The following is a 16,937-nucleotide window of genomic DNA, read 5'->3' as shown; positions in this document are numbered from 1 at the left end:
TGCTCACGACTCTGCGGCGCCTTCGGCGAGCAGTCTTTTCGTCTCGCGCCGGAACACCTGGTTCGCTGTCTCGTTGCGGCCCAGCAGCATATCCCCGGCGTCGGCACTGGCCATACCGCGTTGTGAGTTGCGCAGCAGGGGGAAGTCCTCGTTGTGCAGCACGGCCAGCAGGATCTGCCAGTTCTTGTCCCAGAGCTTGTTCCAATGCTCTTCGGTCATGCCCGACTTCTCGACCGGTGGCACCATCAGGCGCTGCTCCATCCGGGACTTGGTGGGGTCCTTGATGTCCGGCCGGAATGTCAGGAGTTGGAAATGATCCGGCTGGCGCAGCAGGGTGCTGTTGGGGAGCAGGAAGTGCGTCTCGGTGACGTAGCGGTCCAGATTCTGGTCGCCGGGGTCTTCCTCCAGCCAACGGTCGATGGACTTGCGTGGGGCGATGAAACGACAGTGCCGGCCGAAGTCCTCGAACGCCATCACATTGGTGTGGATGATCTTGCCGGCAGTGTTGGGGTGCGCGTACTGGATGTGGTAACCGTCCAGGAAGGCGTCCTGCATGATCTTCCAGTTGGTCGGCTCGTCGAAACCTGCCGAGCGGACACAGTGCAGTTCGTCGAGGTGGTAGTCGGCCAGGATGGTATCCATCTCCGGGCCCAGCCAGGCGGCCACGTCGATACGGGCCTGGGCGTTGTCGACCACCCAGATGAAGCCGTGGCGTTCCTCGCAGGGCAGCTCGATGAGTCCGTGTTCCTTGCGATCGATTTCGCCGAAGGTGTTGTCGCGGGTGATCATTCGCAGTGCGCCGTCCGGTTCGTAGGACCACCGGTGATACTGGCAGGAGAAGAACCGGCACCGCCCCTTTTCGTTCTCCTCGAGCAGGGCGCCGCGGTGCCGGCACAGATTGACGAATGCCTTGATCCCGCCGTCACGCTGGCGGACCACGATGACGTTGTTGCGCGGCATCTGAACGGTCAGGAAGTCGAACGGTTTCGCGAGCTCGGAACCATGCGCCACGATCGACGGCACCCGGCCGAAGATGTATTCCCGTTCCTGTTGGGCCAGTACCGGGTCGGTGAACTCTTCAGCGGTGAATTCGACGACGTCTTCGAATTTGTCGGTGGTCTCGTTGCGCAACAGCTCGAGCGCTCGACGGATGCGGTCTTGCCTGGGGAGCGATGTCGTCATGATCTGCCTTCACTCTCTGCGATGAATTGACCGGGCGCCGAGCGCGATCGCGAGCCCGCAGGTTCGCGTCCCTGCGCGCACCGGGTCGCGCCAACGATGGGCCGGCACGACCTGTGTCCGGCGAACCGATGCTAAAAACCTTACGTGGATAGGTATACAACGTCAATCAAGAATCGCTCTCCGATTGCGCGGTTGACTTCTTTGCCCTGCTCAGTCTTCTATTTTCGGGCCTCGGCGAGCATCTCGGCGACGTCGACGAACTTCACGCGGGGCCGTTTTGCAGCGCTGCCGCGCCGTCGTTCCTCGGAGTCGATCGCACGCCATTGCTCCCACCCGACCCGCTCGGCTCCGCGTGTACTCAACAGCTGCCCGATGGCCCCGCGATCGGGCAGGGGGCGGCTGAGCAGGCCTCGGTCGAAGTCCTGCCAGAGTCGTTCGACTGTCTCCTCCGCGCAGGCGCGGTTGCTTCCGATGACACCACGCGGACCCCGTTTGATCCACCCTGTCACGTACACACCGGCCACGGGTGCGCCGGCGTCGTCGAGTACCCGCCCGCCGTCGTTGGGTATCACGCCGGAGTCCTCGTCGAACGGCAGGGCGGGAATCGGGGTGCCGCGATAGCCGATGGACCGCAGGATCAATCGGGTGGTGAGCGTCTCCGACGTTCCGTCGGCAGTGTCGATCACCACTCCGGCTGCGTGGCCGGGTCCGACGATTTCTCTCGGAGAAACGTTGTATCGGAACACTATTCGCTTGTTTCCGGGGGTAGGCGCGCGGCGGGCATAGCGATGGGCGAGTTCGAGCTTGAGTGCGGTCTCGATATCGTCGTCCGGCGAGGAACCGGTCTCGTCCGCCTCGACCACGATGTCGATCCCGGGAAGGTGTTCCAGCGCGGCGAACTCACCGACCGAGTAAGCGCCGTGGCGGGGACCGCGTCGACCCAGGAGGACGACCTCACGAATGGAACTGCGCGCCAGCGCGTCCAGGGCGTGCTGGGCGATGTCGGTCGTGGCGAGATCCTCGGTCGGGCGCAGCAGCACACGCGCGACGTCCAAGGCCACGTTGCCGTTCCCCACGATCACGGCTCGTTCGCCGGACAGGTCGAATGTGTGCCCTGAGTGCTCGGGGTGACCGTTGTACCAGCTCACGAAATCGGCTGCGGGGTGGCTGCCGGGCAGGTCTTCACCCGCGATCGCCAGGCGTCGGCTCCGGGCCGCACCGACGGCGTATATCACCGCGTGGTGGTGGGAGGCCAGGTCGTCGTGGGACACGTCGCGGCCCACCTGAACGTTGAAGTGGCAGGCCACCCGCTTGTCGCCGAGCATTCTGCCGAAGATGTCGACCACCGACTTGGTGTGCTGGTGATCGGGCGCCACGCCGGCCCGAATCAGGCCGAACGGGGTGGGCAGCCGGTCATAGACGTCGATCTCGACGCCGTCGGTGCGCATCAGTGCCGCAGCCGCGTAGCACGCGGCCGGTCCGGCTCCCACGATCGCCACTCGGAGAGCGCCCCGATCCACCCCGTCGTGATCGTCGGGCCGGTCGGGCACCGAGGGTTCCAAAGGATGCTGGGCGAAATAGCGCGCGTTGATGTCGCGGAAGATCTCCAGTTCGGCGGGCAGGTCCTCGTCGTAGTAGATCGCGTCGACCGGGCATTCCTCCATGCAGGCGCCGCAGTCGATGCACGTGTCCGGGTCGATGAACAGCATTTCGGTGGTAGCCGTTCGGTCCCGCGGGTGGGCCGGACGGATGCAGTCGACCGGGCACACCGGCACGCAGCTGGCATCCTTGCAGCAGTTCTGGGTGATGACGTGGCTCATGGGATGCCGATTCGCGCGGTTCAGTCCTCTTCGATGATGAGGGCCAGTTCGGGGCAGGATGCGACACCGGCACGGATGGCCTGCTCATCGGCGGGGTCGACGGCGTGCGGCTCGAGGATGGAGTATCCGTCGTCATCGATCGGGAACAGGTCGGGATCGACCGCGTAGCACTGAGCATGGCCGGCGCACTTGGCTCGCTCGAGTCGGACCTTCATGGAAATGCCTCCTTGGCTGGCGAATCGGGACGATGGGAGTGTCAAAACTATAAGATTTAGGTGGTCGGGAGTCCATAGTGGTCAACGACCGCCAAAAAACTTACTCTTTTAGATATAGCGCGTCGACCACCTGAAGGAAGAAGTTCTGTTCATGGATGAAACCACCACTGCCTCAGCGCTTGATCCGGCACCGGCGATCACCATCCGGTGTCCGGGAGACGGACAGGTAGTGGGCTCGGTGCCGGACATGGACGCCGAGGCGGTGGCCGTCATCGCTCGCCGGCTACGGGCCGCGCAGCCTGCTTGGGAGGCCCTGGGGCCCCGCGGTCGCAGTGCGCACCTGTTGCGTTGGCTGGACTGGCTGCTCGACAACGAGCGCAGGCTTCTTACCCTCGTCCAGCAGGAAACGGGGAAGTCCTGGGCCGATGCGTCTTTGGAGATGGCTGTTGTCATCGACGTCATCAACTACTTCACGGCCAACGGTGCGAAGTTCATGGCAGACCGCCGTGTCAAACCGGCTGGGGCTGCCAACGCGATGCGCAGGTTGCGGGTTCAGGTTCGGCCCTATCAGCTGGTCGGACTCATCACGCCGTGGAACGGGCCCTTGGCGGGACCGATGATGGATGTCGTCGGCGCTCTGGTGGCCGGTGCTGCCGTCTTGTGCAAGCCATCGGAGGTGACGCCGCTGGCGTGGACGGAGGCGGTGCGAGGGTGGAACGAGGAGATCGGCGCTCCGCCCGTACTGGGATGCGCGAACGGAGCCGGCGCTACCGGTGTCGCGGTCGTGGACGAGGCGGACATGGTGATGTTCACCGGGTCGGTGCGGACGGGTCGTGCGATCGCGGTGCGCTGCGCGCAGCGGCTCATCCCGTGCAGCCTGGAACTCGGGGGCAAGGACGCGCTGATCGTATTGGCCGATGCCGATATCGAGCGGGCCGCTGCCGGGGCGGTGTGGGGCGGCATGACGAACTCCGGGCAGGCATGTGTGGGCGTGGAACGCGTCTACGTCGAGGCGCCCGTCTACGACCGGTTCGTGACGCTGGTGGCCGAGAAAGTGTCGGCCCTTCGCCAGGGTATGGACGAGCCGGGCAGCTTCACCTGTGACATCGGCGCCATGGTCACACCGGCGCAGGTCGATATCGTCGCCGACCACGTCGCCGATGCGCTGACCAAGGGCGCACGGATTCTGACCGGAGGTCACCGCAGCCCGAAGGGGAACTTTTTCGAGCCCACCGTGCTGGTCGACGTGGACCACACCATGAGATGTATGCGAGAAGAGACCTTCGGTCCGACGTTGGCCATCATGCGGGTCAGCGACGAAGACGAGGCGATCGCGCTGGCCAACGACTCCGAGTACGGACTGAGCTCCAGCCTGTGGACCCGTGATCGAGCCAGGGCGGACCGGCTCTCGCGACGGATCGAGGCGGGCTCGGTGTCGGTCAACAATGCTTTGGTGGCGACGTTCCAGATGCCGATTCCGATGGGCGGCTGGAAGAATTCCGGCCTGGGCACCCGGTTCGGCGGGGCGCACGGTGTGCTGAAGTACTGCCGCCAGCAGTCGGTGGTCGAAGAGCGGTTCGCGCTGAAGTCCGAGCCGTTGTGGTACCCGGTCATACCCGCCAAGTCGAAGATCATCGCCAAGGCTGCCCGGCTGTTGGGTGCCCACGACTGGCGTCGGCGTCTGGGTGTCGGCCGCTCGTCGCGGTAGCACGGCCGGCTTTTGCGATGTCCGCCGAAAACTCGCGTCCTTAGGTTACGTGTGGCCGTTCGCCGTGGTCGTGCGTTCCCGACGGCGGCGCGGAGCACCCGTCCTCGTCGCGTTCGGCTGTATGCTAAACGAGTACCGTTAGGTTAAACACCGGGGAGTATGGCATGGCGCGACCGTCCACACCGTTGATCACCCGGGCGACGGCGGTCGCGGCGTCGATCGAGATCATCGACACCGAGGGACTCGAGGCATTCAGCTTGCCCCGCTTGGCCAAACACCTTGGCGTTCGGGCTCCTTCGCTGTACCACCACTTTGCCGACAAGAACGAGATCCTCACGGCGATCGCCCGCCACATCGCGGGCAAGTCGGTGATCAAGCCCAGGCGTCAGCCCGGCCCCGACTGGCCGGAGTACTTCGTCAGTCTGGCATTGAATTTCCGTCAGTCGGTCCTGCGGCACCGTAACGCTGCACCGATCCTGGTCGAGCATCTCCCGCGGGAGGTATTGATCGACAGCTTCGAGGACGCAGCGCGATTTCTCGCTGATTCCGGTGTGCCGGTCCATCTGCACCTGCAGATTCTCGATGGCATCGAGATGTTGTGCATCGGTGCTGTCATGGCCGAACCCATGCGCCGGCCCGCGGGGGCCCGCAGCCTTTTCCCCGGTATCGACGCCGACGCGCATCCGCACCTTGCCGAGGCGGTCGCGGCAAATGAGCTGTCCGTCAAGGAGATGTTCGCGGAACGGATCAGGAGCTTTCTCTACGGTGTGATTCTCGGCGATGAGAGTCGTCGTGGGATCGACGAAGAGTCGGCATAACTGACCCCTTCAGGCCCGCGCGGGCTAGCGGTGCTGGCCGGCGCCGCCGCGGCGGGAACGGTTGCCGCCGGAAGAGCCGTGACCGCTGCGACCGGCGTTGGCGCCCGAGCGGGTGCCCCGTCGGCCGGACCGTTGCCCTGGCTGACGACCGGGCTGCTGCGGCGCACGGGTCGCGGCCGGCTCCGCGCCGGCCAGCACGATCGGACCGCTGAAAGTCCGTTCGCCGGGCGCGATCTCCTGCAGCACCGGATGCGAGGTGCCGCTGAACTTCGTGACGGTCGGCTTGATGCCGGCCTTGCGGGTCAGGCCCCGTACGTCGGAGACCTGGTCGTCGAGCATCAGTGTCACCACGGTGCCGTCGTTGCCGGCGCGGGCGGTGCGGCCGGACCGGTGCAGGTACGCCTTGTGTTCCACCGGCGGGTCGGCATGCACCACCAGGCTCACGTCGTCGACGTGGATACCGCGGGCGGCGATATCGGTGGCGACCAGCACGGTGGCCGAACCATCCGAGAAGGCGGCCAGGTTGCGGGTCCTGGCGTTCTGGGACAGGTTGCCGTGCAACTCGACTGCCGGAACGCCACGCGAATTCAGCTTGCGGGCAAGGCCTTTGGCGCCGTACTTGGTGCGGGCGAAGACGATGGTGCGACCGGGCGCAGCGGCCAGGTCGGTCAGCACGTCGAACCGGGCCGCGCCGTCGACATGCAGCACATGATGCGACATCGCCGTCACCGGTGACTGCTCGGAATCGACGCTGTGCACCACCGGGTCGTGCAGGTAGCGGTCCACCAGCACGTCGATGCCGTTGTCGAGGGTGGCCGAGAACAGCAGCCGCTGACCGTCCTTGGGGGTGCGGTCCAGCAGGCGCTTGACCGGGGGCAGGAAGCCGAGGTCGGCCATGTGGTCGGCCTCGTCGAGCACGGTGATCTGCACACCGGACAGGTCGGCATGGCCGGACTTGACGTGGTCCTCCAACCGGCCCGGGCAGGCGATCACGATATCGATGCCGTTGCGCAGCTTGTCGATCTGCGGGTTGGCGCTCACGCCGCCGAAGATGGTGGCCGACCGCAGGCCGGTCGCCTGCGCCAGCGGGGCCAGCGAGGCGTCGATCTGGGTGACCAGTTCGCGGGTCGGGGCCAGGATCAGGGCGCGGAAAGCCTTGGGGCGCCGCGGAACCGGGTTGGCGGCCAGTCGGCTCACCAGGGGCAGCAGGAACGCATAGGTCTTACCCGATCCGGTGCGACCGCGGCCGAGCACATCGCGGCCCGCCAGCGAATCCGGCAGTGTCGCAGCCTGAATCGGGAATGGGGTGGTGATGCCGTTGCCGGCAAGGGTGGTGACGACGGCTTCGGGCAGGCCGAGGTCGGCGAACGTAGACACGGATGAACTCCAGAGGTCGTGTGTGGTCGTCCTGCCCGGCGCGGTGGTTTCCGCGGCGCTCGGTGTGACGATCGAAGAAAATCGACCTTCGCCTGCGCGTGATTCCGGCGAAGCGAAGCGGCAAAAGGCAGAACAGACGATGCCGCTGATGAGAGCCTACCGAACGACGCGCCGTCCGTCCCAATCATGAGGCGTGCGTCACGTCCGCGCCAGAGCGTCGGTCGGGTGCCGAACACTCTCAGCGTTTGCGCAGAAAGGCGGTTGTGTGCGGCGTCATACGCGACTCGCCGGTGGGTGCGGATGAGACGGCACAACCGCGCGTGGTGAACGGATACTTCAGCCCTTGAGTAGCGCTACCACCTTGTCTTCAAGGGTCGGTGCCACCGCGTCCGGGTCCGGGGCCACGGTCTTGGGCAGCGTGATCGCCGGGTCGGCGAAATCCCGGTAGGTCTTGTCGCCCGCGAGCACGAACAACAGATATCCGGTCAGCAGTGCGCGCACCGCCTTCTGGGTGCCCTTGTCGGCACCGGGCAGGCCCACCACCCTGCCCAAGCGCCTGCCCTCGGCGAGGCCGCCGGGTTCGGCCTTGGCGACCGTGCGGGTGGTGGCGGTCGTCCAGGCTCCGGACAGGGCGTCGGCGTTGGACCGGATACCGGTGCCGTCCGACGGTGCCCGCAGGATCAGCCCGGGCAGCCGCAGACCGGCGGCCGGCTGCTCGGCCGGCGGGCTGGACACCGCGGGGAACACCGCGGCGGCAGCCGCGAGCTTGTTCTGCATCCCCGCCGCGGCGAAGACGGCCGCCGAACCGCCGAAGCCATGGCCGGCGACGGCCAGCTTGCCGGGATGGACGCTGATCTTGCCGGGGCCCAGCCGCACGCCGGCGATGATGTCCAGCGTGGTGCCCAGGTCCACGGCGGTGTTGAGCACCGACGGGGCCAGCGATTTCTCGGTGTCGGGCGCCGCGGCGACGATGCCCCAGGAGGCGAGGTGCTCCAGCGTGCCCGCGTAACGGCCGGCGCCCGTGAGCCAATCGTGCCCGAACGCCAGCCCGGGCAGCCCCAGCCCGTTCTCGGGGGTGTAGACCACCCCGGGCAGGCCCGCGAAGGCCAGGTCGCCGCGCAGTACGCGATGCGGGCCGCGCCGGGTCAGCGCGGCGAACAGTTTCTTGGTGCCGGCCACGGGATGACCCTAGCGCGCGGGCGCGCGGCCGGGGCAGACCCGTCGCTGCACTACCCTGGGTAACCATGTGTGGAATCGTCGGTTACGTCGGACGGCGCCCCGCCTGCGGGATCGTGGTCGACGCGTTGCGGCGGATGGAATACCGGGGCTATGACTCCTCGGGCGTCGCCCTGCTCGACGGCGACGGCGGTCTGGTGGTGCGTCGCCGAGCCGGCCGGCTGGCCAATCTGGAGGAAGCCGTCGCTGAGACGGACGCTGCGCTGCTCGCCGGTACCACGGGAATGGGGCACACCCGGTGGGCCACCCACGGCCGGCCCACCGACCGCAACGCCCACCCGCACCGCGACGCGAGCGGCAAGTTCGCCGTCGTGCACAACGGCATCATCGAGAACTTCGCGGCGCTGCGCGCCGAGCTGGAGGCCGATGGCGTCGAGTTCGCCAGCGACACCGACTCCGAGGTGGCCGTGCACCTGGTCGCCCGGGCGCACGGCGGCGGCGAGACCGCCGGTGATTTCGTGGCGTCCGTGCTGTCGGTGCTGCGCCGGCTGGAAGGCCATTTCACGCTGGTGTTCGCCAGCGCCGACGATCCCGGCACCATCGTCGCCGCCCGCCGGTCCACCCCGCTGGTCGTCGGGGTCGGCGAAGGCGAGATGTTCGTCGGATCCGATGTCGCCGCCTTCATCGAGCACACCCGCGACGCCGTCGAACTGGGTCAGGACCAGGCTGTCGTCATCACCGCCGACGGCTACAAGGTCACCGACTTCGCCGGCGCGGACGCCCCTGCCAGGGAGTTCCACATCGACTGGGACCTGTCTGCTGCCGAGAAGGGCGGCTACGACTACTTCATGCTCAAGGAGATCGCCGAGCAGCCCGCCGCGGTGTCGGACACCCTGCTCGGCCACTTCGTCGACGGCCGCATCGTGCTCGACGAGCAGCGGCTGTCCGACCAGGAACTGCGCGACGTCGACAAGGTCTTCATCGTCGCGTGCGGCACCGCCTACCACTCGGGCCTGCTGGCCAAGTACGCCATCGAGCACTGGACCCGGCTGCCGGTCGAGGTCGAACTCGCCAGTGAATTCCGCTACCGCGACCCGGTGCTGGACCGCAGCACGTTGGTGATCGCCATCTCGCAGTCCGGCGAGACGGCCGACACGCTGGAAGCCGTGCGGCACGCCAAGGAGCAGAAGGCCAAGGTGCTGGCCATCTGCAACACCAACGGCAGCCAGATCCCGCGGGAAGCCGACGCGGTGCTCTACACCCGGGCCGGGCCGGAGATCGGGGTGGCCTCCACCAAGACCTTCCTGGCTCAGGTGGCGGCGAATTACCTTGTCGGCCTTGCCCTTGCGCAGGCGCGGGGCACCAAGTATCCCGACGAGGTGGCCCGCGAGTACCACGACCTGGAGGCGATGGCCGACCGGGTGGCGCGGGTGCTGACGTGCATGGAGCCGGTGACCGACCTGGCGCACCGGTTCGCGCAGTCGTCCGCGGTGCTGTTCCTCGGCCGCCACGTCGGCTACCCCGTCGCGCTGGAAGGTGCGCTCAAGCTCAAGGAACTGGCCTACATGCACGCCGAGGGGTTCGCCGCCGGTGAGCTCAAGCACGGACCGATCGCGCTGATCGAGGACGACCTCCCGGTCATCGTGGTGATGCCGTCGCCGAAGAACTCGGCCACCCTGCACGCCAAGCTGCTCAGCAATATCCGCGAAATCCAGGCCCGCGGCGCGGTGACCATCGTCATCGCCGAGGAGGGCGACGACACCGTGGCGCCGTATGCCGACCACCTGATCGAGATCCCGGCGGTGTCGACGCTTTACCAGCCGCTGCTGTCGACGATTCCGATGCAGGTGTTCGCCGCGGGGGTGGCCCAGGCGCGTGGTTACGACGTGGACAAGCCGCGCAACCTGGCCAAGTCGGTGACCGTCGAGTAGCGGCTTGGTCGAGTGGGTGCAGTAGGCCGCTGGCGCAGCGAGTCCGCCCGCGCCCACTACCTGCGGGCTTACGACGCCGCGCTGGCGGCGCTGCCTCGCGCCGGTGAGACCTTCGACGTGCCAACGACATTCGGGACGGTGCGGGCCTACCGGTTCGGCGGTCCCGCCGGGCGTCCGGTGCTGCTACTGCCCGGCCGCAACGCGGCCACACCCATGTGGGCGGAGAATCTGCCGGGTCTGCTCGCGCGACGGACCGTGTACTGCGTGGACCTGCTCGGCGAGCCCGGGCTGTCCGTGCAGCAGCTGCCGATGACTGGACCGGGGGATCAGGCGTGGTGGTTCGGTGAACTGCTCGCCGGCCTCGGGCTGGACTCCGTGCATCTGCTGGGGGTGTCGTTCGGTGGCTGGAGTGCGGTCAACTACGCCGTGCACCAGCCGGCGCGGGTGGCGTCACTGACGCTGCTCGATCCGGTGCTGACCTTCGCGCCGATACCGCTTCGCACGATGGCGGCCTTCGCCCCGATGGGTCTGGCCGGGACGCCGCAATGGCTGCGCCGCCGGATCCTGCGCTGGATCACCGGCGGCGCCGAGGTCGACGAGGGCAGCCCGGTGGCCGCGCTCATCGACGCCGGGACCGCCGATTTCGAGCTGCACCAGCCGGCGCCCACCCGGTTCAGCCGGGCTCAGTTGGCCGCGCTGGAAGTGCCCGTGCTGGCGCTGATCGCCGGGCGCAGCGTCATCCACGACGGCCGCCGCGCCGCGGACACCGCACGCGCGACGTTGCGGCACGGCCAGGTGGAACTGTGGACGTCGGCGTCACACGCCATCACCGGGGAGTTCCCCGACGAGATCGCCGCGCGTGCGCACCGGTTCTGGGACGGCGTCGACGGGTGATGCGCCGCCATTGTGCGTCGTCATACCGCCGGACCGGCGAGCCGCGGACGAAACCGCACAAACGCACCGCGGTCAGACCCGAATAACGCTGGGCCCCAACGCCTCATAGCGGTGTGCTTCGGTGCTGGACAGTTCGGATCCGGTGACGATCGATTCGAAATCGGCCACCTCGGCGAACCGGCAGAAGCTGGTCTGACCGAACTTGGAATGGGCGGCGACCAGAATCCGTCGGGTGGCGACGGTCACCGCGGTGTGCTTGACCGCGGCCACCGCGGGATCAGGGGTGGTCAGGCCATGCTCGACGGTGATCCCGTTGGTGCCCAGATACGCCACGTCGATCACCAGCGTGCGCAGCCGCTCCACAGCCCAATGATCTACCGTGGCAAGGGTTCTGCCGCGCATCCGGCCGCCGAGGAGCAGCACGGTGACGGTGTCGCTGTGGGCGAGCGCCTCGGCGGCCAGCAGCGACGACGTCACCACCGTCAGCTCCCGCCCGGCGATCTTCTCGGCGATCAGCCGGGGGGTGAATCCCTCGTCCAGATACACGGTTTCGGCGCCGTGCAGCAGGTTTGCCGCCGCGGCGGCGATCCGGTGCTTCTGCGCCAGGTCGACCTGGCTGCGGTACTCGACGGTGGATTCGAAGGCCGCCGTTTCCAGCGGGACGGCACCGCCGTGCACCCGCTTGAGCAGCCGGCGCCCGGCGAGCACCTTCAGATCGCGCCGGATCGTCTCGGACGCCACCTGGAGCTCCTCGGCCAGCGCCAGCACCTCGACCCGCCCCCTGGTGCGGGCGAACTCGACGATGCGGCTCTGGCGGGTCTCTGAATCCACGGCTGCCATTCTTACCCGGCGGTGCTGAACACCGCCCGGATCTCCTCGGCGGTGCCCGCCGCACGAAGCCGGGCCACCTGCTCCTTGTCCAGGAACACATGCGCGATCCGGGTGAGCAGGGCCATGTGGTCATCACCCGCGCCGGCGATGCCGACCACGAACTCGGCGGGCTTGCCGTTCCAGTCGATCGGCTCGGGATAGCGGACGAATGAGATCCCGGTCTTGCGGATGGCTCCCTTGGCCTCGTTGGTCCCGTGCGGGATGGCCAGGCCGTTACCCATGTAGGTGGATACCGACTTCTCCCGCTCGTGCATGGCATCGACATAGGACGGGTCGACCGCACCGGCCGCCACCAGCAACTGCCCGGCCTCGGTGATGGCATCGTGGGCGTTGGCTGCCGAACCGTCGAGCACGATGGACTCGAGCCCGAACACATCGTGGCCGGTCTCGGTGGGCGTCTCCGATGCGGGGGCGGTCGTGGTGCCCGTGCCGTTGGTCTGCTGCAGCAACTCCACGATCTCGTCGTAGCGCGGCGTGCTCATGAAATCGTCGACCGACACATGGATGGCCGAGCCGGTCCGCTGCCGGGCACGGTCGGTCAGGTCGCGGTGGGTGACCACCAGCCCGTAGCTGTCGGTCAGGTTGGCGATCGATTGGTTGGTCACCTTGACGTCCCCGAAGCCCGCCGCCTGCACCTTCTTGCGCAGTACCGAGGCACCCATCGCCGAGGATCCCATCCCGGCGTCGCAGGCAAAGACGATGCTGCTGATCCGGCCGGGGTCGGCACCGGTCAATGCGGACGCCACGCTGGAGCGTTTGCCCTTGAGGGCCTCCATCTCGGCGGTCGCGGCGGCCAGGTCCGGCTCGTCGGTGCTGCGGTCGGTCTTGAGCAGCAGGGCCGCCACGGCGAAGGACACCGCGGTCGAGGCCGCCACGGCGAGTGTCACGCCGAGGAAGCTGCTGCCCGGCGTCTGGGCGTAGATCGCGATGATCGACCCGGGCGCGGCCGGGGCCCGCAGCCCCGAACCGAACAGCACGTTGATGAAGACGCCGGTCATACCGCCGAGGATGGTGGCCGCGATCAGCTTCGGCTTCATCAGCACGTACGGGAAGTAGATCTCGTGGATGCCGCCGAAGAACTGGATGATCGCCGCGCCCGGGGCAGAGGCGCGGGCCGCGCCCCGGCCGAAGAACATGAACGCCAACAGCACGCCGAGCCCGGGGCCGGGATTGGTCTCCAGCAGGAACAGGATCGACTTGCCGGTCTCCAACGCCTGCGTGGTGCCCAGCGGAGTCAGCACGCCGTGGTTGATGGCGTTGTTGAGGAACAGCACCTTCGCCGGCTCGATGAGGATCGAGGTGAGCGGCAGCAGGTCGTTGTCGACCAGGAAGTTCACCGCGTTGCCCGCACCCTTGGTGAACGCCTCGACGATCGGTCCGATGCCGAAGAACCCGAAGACGGCTAGCAGCAGCCCGAGGATACCGGCCGAGAAGTTGTCCACCAGCATCTCGAAGCCGGGCCGGATCTTGCCCTCCCACAGTGCATCCAGCCGCTTCATGCAGTAACCGCCGAGGGGGCCCATGATCATCGCGCCCATGAACATCGGCACGTCGGCTCCGGTGACCACACCCATGGTGGCGATCGCGCCCACCACCGCACCACGGTTGCCGTGCACCATCCGCCCGCCGGTGTAGCCGATCAGGATCGGCAGCAGGTAGGTGATCATCGGGCCGACGATCCCGGCGCCGTCGAAGTCGCCCCAGCCGCCGATCTTCGCGACCCAGCCACTGGGATCCTGCAGGTTGTGGAAGATGCCCGTGAGCCAGCCGGCCTTGATGAACAGGGCGGTGATCAGGCCCCAGGCGATGAATGCGCCGATATTGGGCATGACCATGTTCGACAGCGCGGTGCCCAGTTTCTGCACCCGCACGCGGGCGCCGCCGCGTGGTGCCCCGCCGGACGGCGCTGCAGGGGTTTCGACCAGGGACATGGTGACCTCCGGGTTGTCTCGGTGCCTGCCGACGCGTGGTGACGCCGGTCACATGACTGCAAGTTAACCGCACAACCGGGCATCAATGCAAGCAATCAGACGCAAATGGGCACAAAATAGTGTGGAGTTATGACCGTTTTCCGGTAGAGTCGAGTCAACATGTAACCCCCGACACAGGAGGACCGTCATGAAAGCCCTGCGTTACTACGCGCCTGAGGACGTCCGCCTTGAGGACGTGCCGGAACCGCAATGCGGGCCCGATGAGGTCAAGATCCGGGTGCGCAACTGCTCCACCTGCGGCACCGACGTCAAGATCCTGCACAACGGGCACCAGAACCTGACGCCGCCGCGCACCCTCGGTCACGAGGTCGCCGGTGAGGTCGTTGAGGTCGGCGCCAACGTAAACACGGCGAACGCGACCGATTGGCAGGTCGGCGACCGGGTGCAGGTCATCGCCGCCGTGCCGTGCGGCGAATGCCATGAGTGTCGCAAGGGCTGGATGGCGGTGTGCCAGAACCAGACATCGATCGGCTACCAGTACGACGGCGGGTTCGCCGAATACATGATCGTGCCGCGTCAGGTGCTCAAAGTCGATGGGCTGAACCGGATTCCGGACAACGTCGGATACGACGAGGCCTCGGCAGCCGAGCCGTTCGCCTGCGCCATCAATGCCCAGGATCTGCTCGGTATCGAAGAGGGCGACACCGTCGTGGTGTTCGGTGCGGGGCCGATCGGCTGCATGCACATCCGCATCGCCCGCGGTGTGCACAAGTGCGGACCCGTGTACCTGGTGGACGTCAACGCCGCCCGACTGCAGATGTCGGCCGACGCGGTCGCCCCCGACGAGGTGATCAACGGGGCCGAGGTCGACGTGGTCGAGCGGGTCATGGAGCTGACGGGCGGGCGCGGCGCCGACGTGGTCATCACCGCGACCGCCGCCAACATCACCCAGGAACAGGCCATCGCGATGGCGGCTCGCAACGGCCGGATCTCGTTCTTCGGCGGCCTGCCGAAGACCAACCCCACCATCACCTGCGATTCCAACGTGGTGCACTACCGCCAGCTGCACATCCACGGCGCCAACGGATCGGCACCGATCCACAACAAGCGCGCGTTGCAGTACATCTCGACCGGCCAAGTGCCCGTCAAGGACCTCATCACCCGGCACATCCCCATCGACAACGTGCTCGACGCCTTCGACATCGTGCAGAAGGGCGAGGCCATCAAGGTGACGGTCGAGCCCAGCACCGTTGCCGTCGGCGCCGCGGGGTAGACCCGCGCCGGCTCTTCCGGGAACCGCCGGCTTGCTCTAGGTTTAGGCGTCCGCCGACGTCGACTCCGTGGGGGCAACGGGTTGCTGCTAGATGCCAAGGCTCGCCGCGCCGTCGGCCGTGCGCTGGTGCAGTGGTGGACCACGCCCGTGGACTACGACGGGCAAGTCGGATACTTCGCCAAGCGGTCGCTGGCGGGCTTGATCCGAGTGCTGATCGGGGCCGCCGCGACCGTGATCGGCTGTGTGGTGCTGGTGGCCCAGCTGTCCGCCGTCGCGCCGGCACCGCCGTACGCGCGTGCCGCCGCCCTGGCGTTCGCGGTGTGCACGTTCGCCGGTGCGCTGGCCTGGTGGTTGGCGCCGTGGCCGTCGCGGCTGCTGTCGCGGGCCTGCATCGTCGGTTTCGACGTGGGCATCCTGCTGGTGTCGCTCTTGGACACCCGGGCGCTGTCGGGCAGCTTCGCGCTGAGTGCATTGACCTTGGTGTCGTTCTACATCGTCTTTTTCGACGGGCCGAAAGTTATTGTCCTGCACAGCTTGTGGTGTGTGGTGACGATGGTCGCGGTCGCGGTGCGGATCGGGGCCGAGTTACACGGCGATATTGCCCTGGTGCTGGCCAGGGCGCTGGCCGGTATCGCGCTGGCCTTCGCGCCCGCGGCCGTCCAATTCGCCATCTGGGTTTTGCGTACCGATGCCAACGAGGCGGCCACCGACCCGCTCACCGGTCTGCTGAATCGCCGTGGCCTGTCCATGCACATCGACGGCCTGGTGCGCCGTCGTCTCAAAGGCGAGCGCACGGTGCTGGTGGCCGTCCTCGACCTGGACCGGTTCAAGGGCATCAACGACGCCTACGGGCATGCCGCCGGTGACGAGGTGCTGGTCCGCAGCGCCCGGCGGCTGGAAGCGGTGGTGTCCGGCAGCGCCCTGGTGGCCAGGGTGGGCGGTGAGGAGTTCGTCGTCGTCGACATCGTCGCGCCCGGCGAGGCCGAGCCGACGGCGGAGAAACTGCGCGCGGCGCTGGCCGATCACACCGATCCGGCGGTCACCGCCAGCGTCGGGGCGACCGGGCTGTCGGCGGCCCGGTTCGCCGCCGGGGACGATCCGGTCGGGGTGCTCGGCCACCTCATCGCCCGCGCCGACGACGCCATGTTCGCGGCGAAACGCGACGGCGGTGACAAGGTGGTCTTCGCGGCCCACCCGCCCACGGCTGGTGCCTGATTAGCCGCCCACGGCTGGTGCCTGATTAGCCGCCCACGGCTGTGACATACCCTGCCAGCGCCAGCCCGCACGCCGCCCCGCACACCACCATCGTGCCGAGCGCCCACGGCCAACCCCGCGCCCGGCGTACCAGCGCCACGATGGTGACTACGGTCCCGGCGAGGGTGATCAGCGCTGCCACGCCGAAGCCGGTCATCGCCGCGGTCACGCCCGCGTCGATATCGCAGGTGGCCGGTGGGCAGTAATCGGTGAACGCCATCATGAACACACCGAGCACGGCGGCCGCGGCCCCGCCGGCATAGGTCAGTACCAGCAGGGTGATGGACACCCCGAGGTCGACACCCGAACGCGGCCGCCGCGCCGGCGGAGGTGCCGGGAACGGCTGGTAGCCGTACGTCATGAGCGGTGACTCTAGCGCTGCGAGGCGACGCGCGTGGCCGGGATTGGACCCGCTCGATCGCTGCGACGCGTAACGTGTTGGCGCGCGGCCAAATCGAGCGGACGGG

Annotated in this window: 14 protein-coding genes; 6 read left to right on the top strand and 8 right to left on the bottom strand. The window is 67.6% G+C overall.

The genetic code is table 11. The features are described 5' to 3' along the window. Window positions 1–3: 3 nt before the first annotated feature. From SBI67_RS27930 to SBI67_RS27920, 3 genes are all read right to left on the bottom strand, one after another. The gene (locus SBI67_RS27930) at window positions 4–1,182 is read right to left on the bottom strand and encodes an aromatic ring-hydroxylating oxygenase subunit alpha (protein ID WP_318983687.1); all 1,179 of its coding nucleotides are present in this window, start codon (window positions 1,180–1,182) and stop codon (window positions 4–6) included. Window positions 1,183–1,400: 218 nt separating this feature from the next. Then, entirely contained in the window at window positions 1,401–3,002 is a 1,602-nt protein-coding gene (locus SBI67_RS27925) for an FAD-dependent oxidoreductase (RefSeq protein WP_318983686.1), read from the bottom strand. A 20-nt stretch (window positions 3,003–3,022) separates the two neighbouring features. Next, window positions 3,023–3,217, bottom strand: coding sequence for a ferredoxin FdxE (locus SBI67_RS27920; RefSeq protein ID WP_024455202.1), 195 nt, complete (start codon window positions 3,215–3,217; stop codon window positions 3,023–3,025). Between the two features lie 151 nt (window positions 3,218–3,368). On the opposite strand from SBI67_RS27920, the gene SBI67_RS27915 reads away from it, so the two are divergent. Continuing rightward, window positions 3,369–4,925, top strand: a complete 1,557-nt coding sequence (locus SBI67_RS27915) for an aldehyde dehydrogenase family protein (protein ID WP_318983685.1) — start codon at window positions 3,369–3,371, stop codon at window positions 4,923–4,925. A gap of 164 nt (window positions 4,926–5,089) precedes the next feature. Continuing rightward, the gene (locus tag SBI67_RS27910) at window positions 5,090–5,743 is read left to right on the top strand and encodes a TetR family transcriptional regulator (protein ID WP_318983684.1); all 654 of its coding nucleotides are present in this window, start codon (window positions 5,090–5,092) and stop codon (window positions 5,741–5,743) included. 24 nt (window positions 5,744–5,767) lie between these two features. Here SBI67_RS27910 and SBI67_RS27905 read toward each other — a convergent pair whose 3' ends face one another. Both SBI67_RS27905 and SBI67_RS27900 read right to left on the bottom strand, forming a co-directional pair. After that, complete coding sequence (locus tag SBI67_RS27905) at window positions 5,768–7,120, bottom strand: DEAD/DEAH box helicase (protein ID WP_318983683.1); 1,353 nt, start codon at window positions 7,118–7,120, stop codon at window positions 5,768–5,770. Between the two features lie 336 nt (window positions 7,121–7,456). After that, complete coding sequence (locus SBI67_RS27900; RefSeq protein WP_318983682.1) at window positions 7,457–8,299, bottom strand: dienelactone hydrolase family protein; 843 nt, start codon at window positions 8,297–8,299, stop codon at window positions 7,457–7,459. A gap of 65 nt (window positions 8,300–8,364) precedes the next feature. Between SBI67_RS27900 and glmS the strand changes: the two genes are divergently transcribed. Continuing rightward, window positions 8,365–10,227 (top strand): glutamine--fructose-6-phosphate transaminase (isomerizing), encoded by a 1,863-nt coding sequence (gene glmS, locus SBI67_RS27895; protein ID WP_318983681.1) that lies wholly within the window; start codon window positions 8,365–8,367, stop codon window positions 10,225–10,227. A 12-nt stretch (window positions 10,228–10,239) separates the two neighbouring features. Then, window positions 10,240–11,121 (top strand): alpha/beta fold hydrolase, encoded by an 882-nt coding sequence (locus SBI67_RS27890; RefSeq protein WP_318983680.1) that lies wholly within the window; start codon window positions 10,240–10,242, stop codon window positions 11,119–11,121. A 72-nt stretch (window positions 11,122–11,193) separates the two neighbouring features. Here SBI67_RS27890 and SBI67_RS27885 read toward each other — a convergent pair whose 3' ends face one another. Both SBI67_RS27885 and SBI67_RS27880 read right to left on the bottom strand, forming a co-directional pair. Continuing rightward, window positions 11,194–11,952 carry a DeoR/GlpR family DNA-binding transcription regulator gene (locus SBI67_RS27885; RefSeq protein ID WP_318983679.1) on the bottom strand — a complete coding sequence of 253 codons (759 nt, stop codon included), beginning with the start codon at window positions 11,950–11,952 and terminating at the stop codon, window positions 11,194–11,196. 11 nt (window positions 11,953–11,963) lie between these two features. Next, entirely contained in the window at window positions 11,964–13,943 is a 1,980-nt protein-coding gene (locus tag SBI67_RS27880; RefSeq protein WP_318983678.1) for a PTS mannitol transporter subunit IICBA, read from the bottom strand. A gap of 187 nt (window positions 13,944–14,130) precedes the next feature. Between SBI67_RS27880 and SBI67_RS27875 the strand changes: the two genes are divergently transcribed. Both SBI67_RS27875 and SBI67_RS27870 read left to right on the top strand, forming a co-directional pair. Further along, on the top strand, window positions 14,131–15,216 hold the full coding sequence (locus SBI67_RS27875; RefSeq protein ID WP_318983677.1) for a zinc-dependent dehydrogenase: 1,086 nt from the start codon (window positions 14,131–14,133) through the stop codon (window positions 15,214–15,216). 81 nt (window positions 15,217–15,297) lie between these two features. Next, the gene (locus tag SBI67_RS27870) at window positions 15,298–16,431 is read left to right on the top strand and encodes a GGDEF domain-containing protein (protein WP_318983676.1); all 1,134 of its coding nucleotides are present in this window, start codon (window positions 15,298–15,300) and stop codon (window positions 16,429–16,431) included. A gap of 25 nt (window positions 16,432–16,456) precedes the next feature. Here SBI67_RS27870 and SBI67_RS27865 read toward each other — a convergent pair whose 3' ends face one another. Continuing rightward, entirely contained in the window at window positions 16,457–16,831 is a 375-nt protein-coding gene (locus tag SBI67_RS27865; RefSeq protein ID WP_318983675.1) for a hypothetical protein, read from the bottom strand. Window positions 16,832–16,937 lie beyond the last annotated feature (106 nt).

Origin of the sequence: Mycolicibacterium chengduense, assembly GCF_033741155.1 — a bacterium.
In the GTDB taxonomy this organism is placed as follows: Bacteria; Actinomycetota; Actinomycetes; order Mycobacteriales; family Mycobacteriaceae; genus Mycobacterium.
The sequence above is the reverse complement of the archived record's forward strand: the minus strand, read 5'-3'. Positions and strand labels throughout refer to the sequence as shown.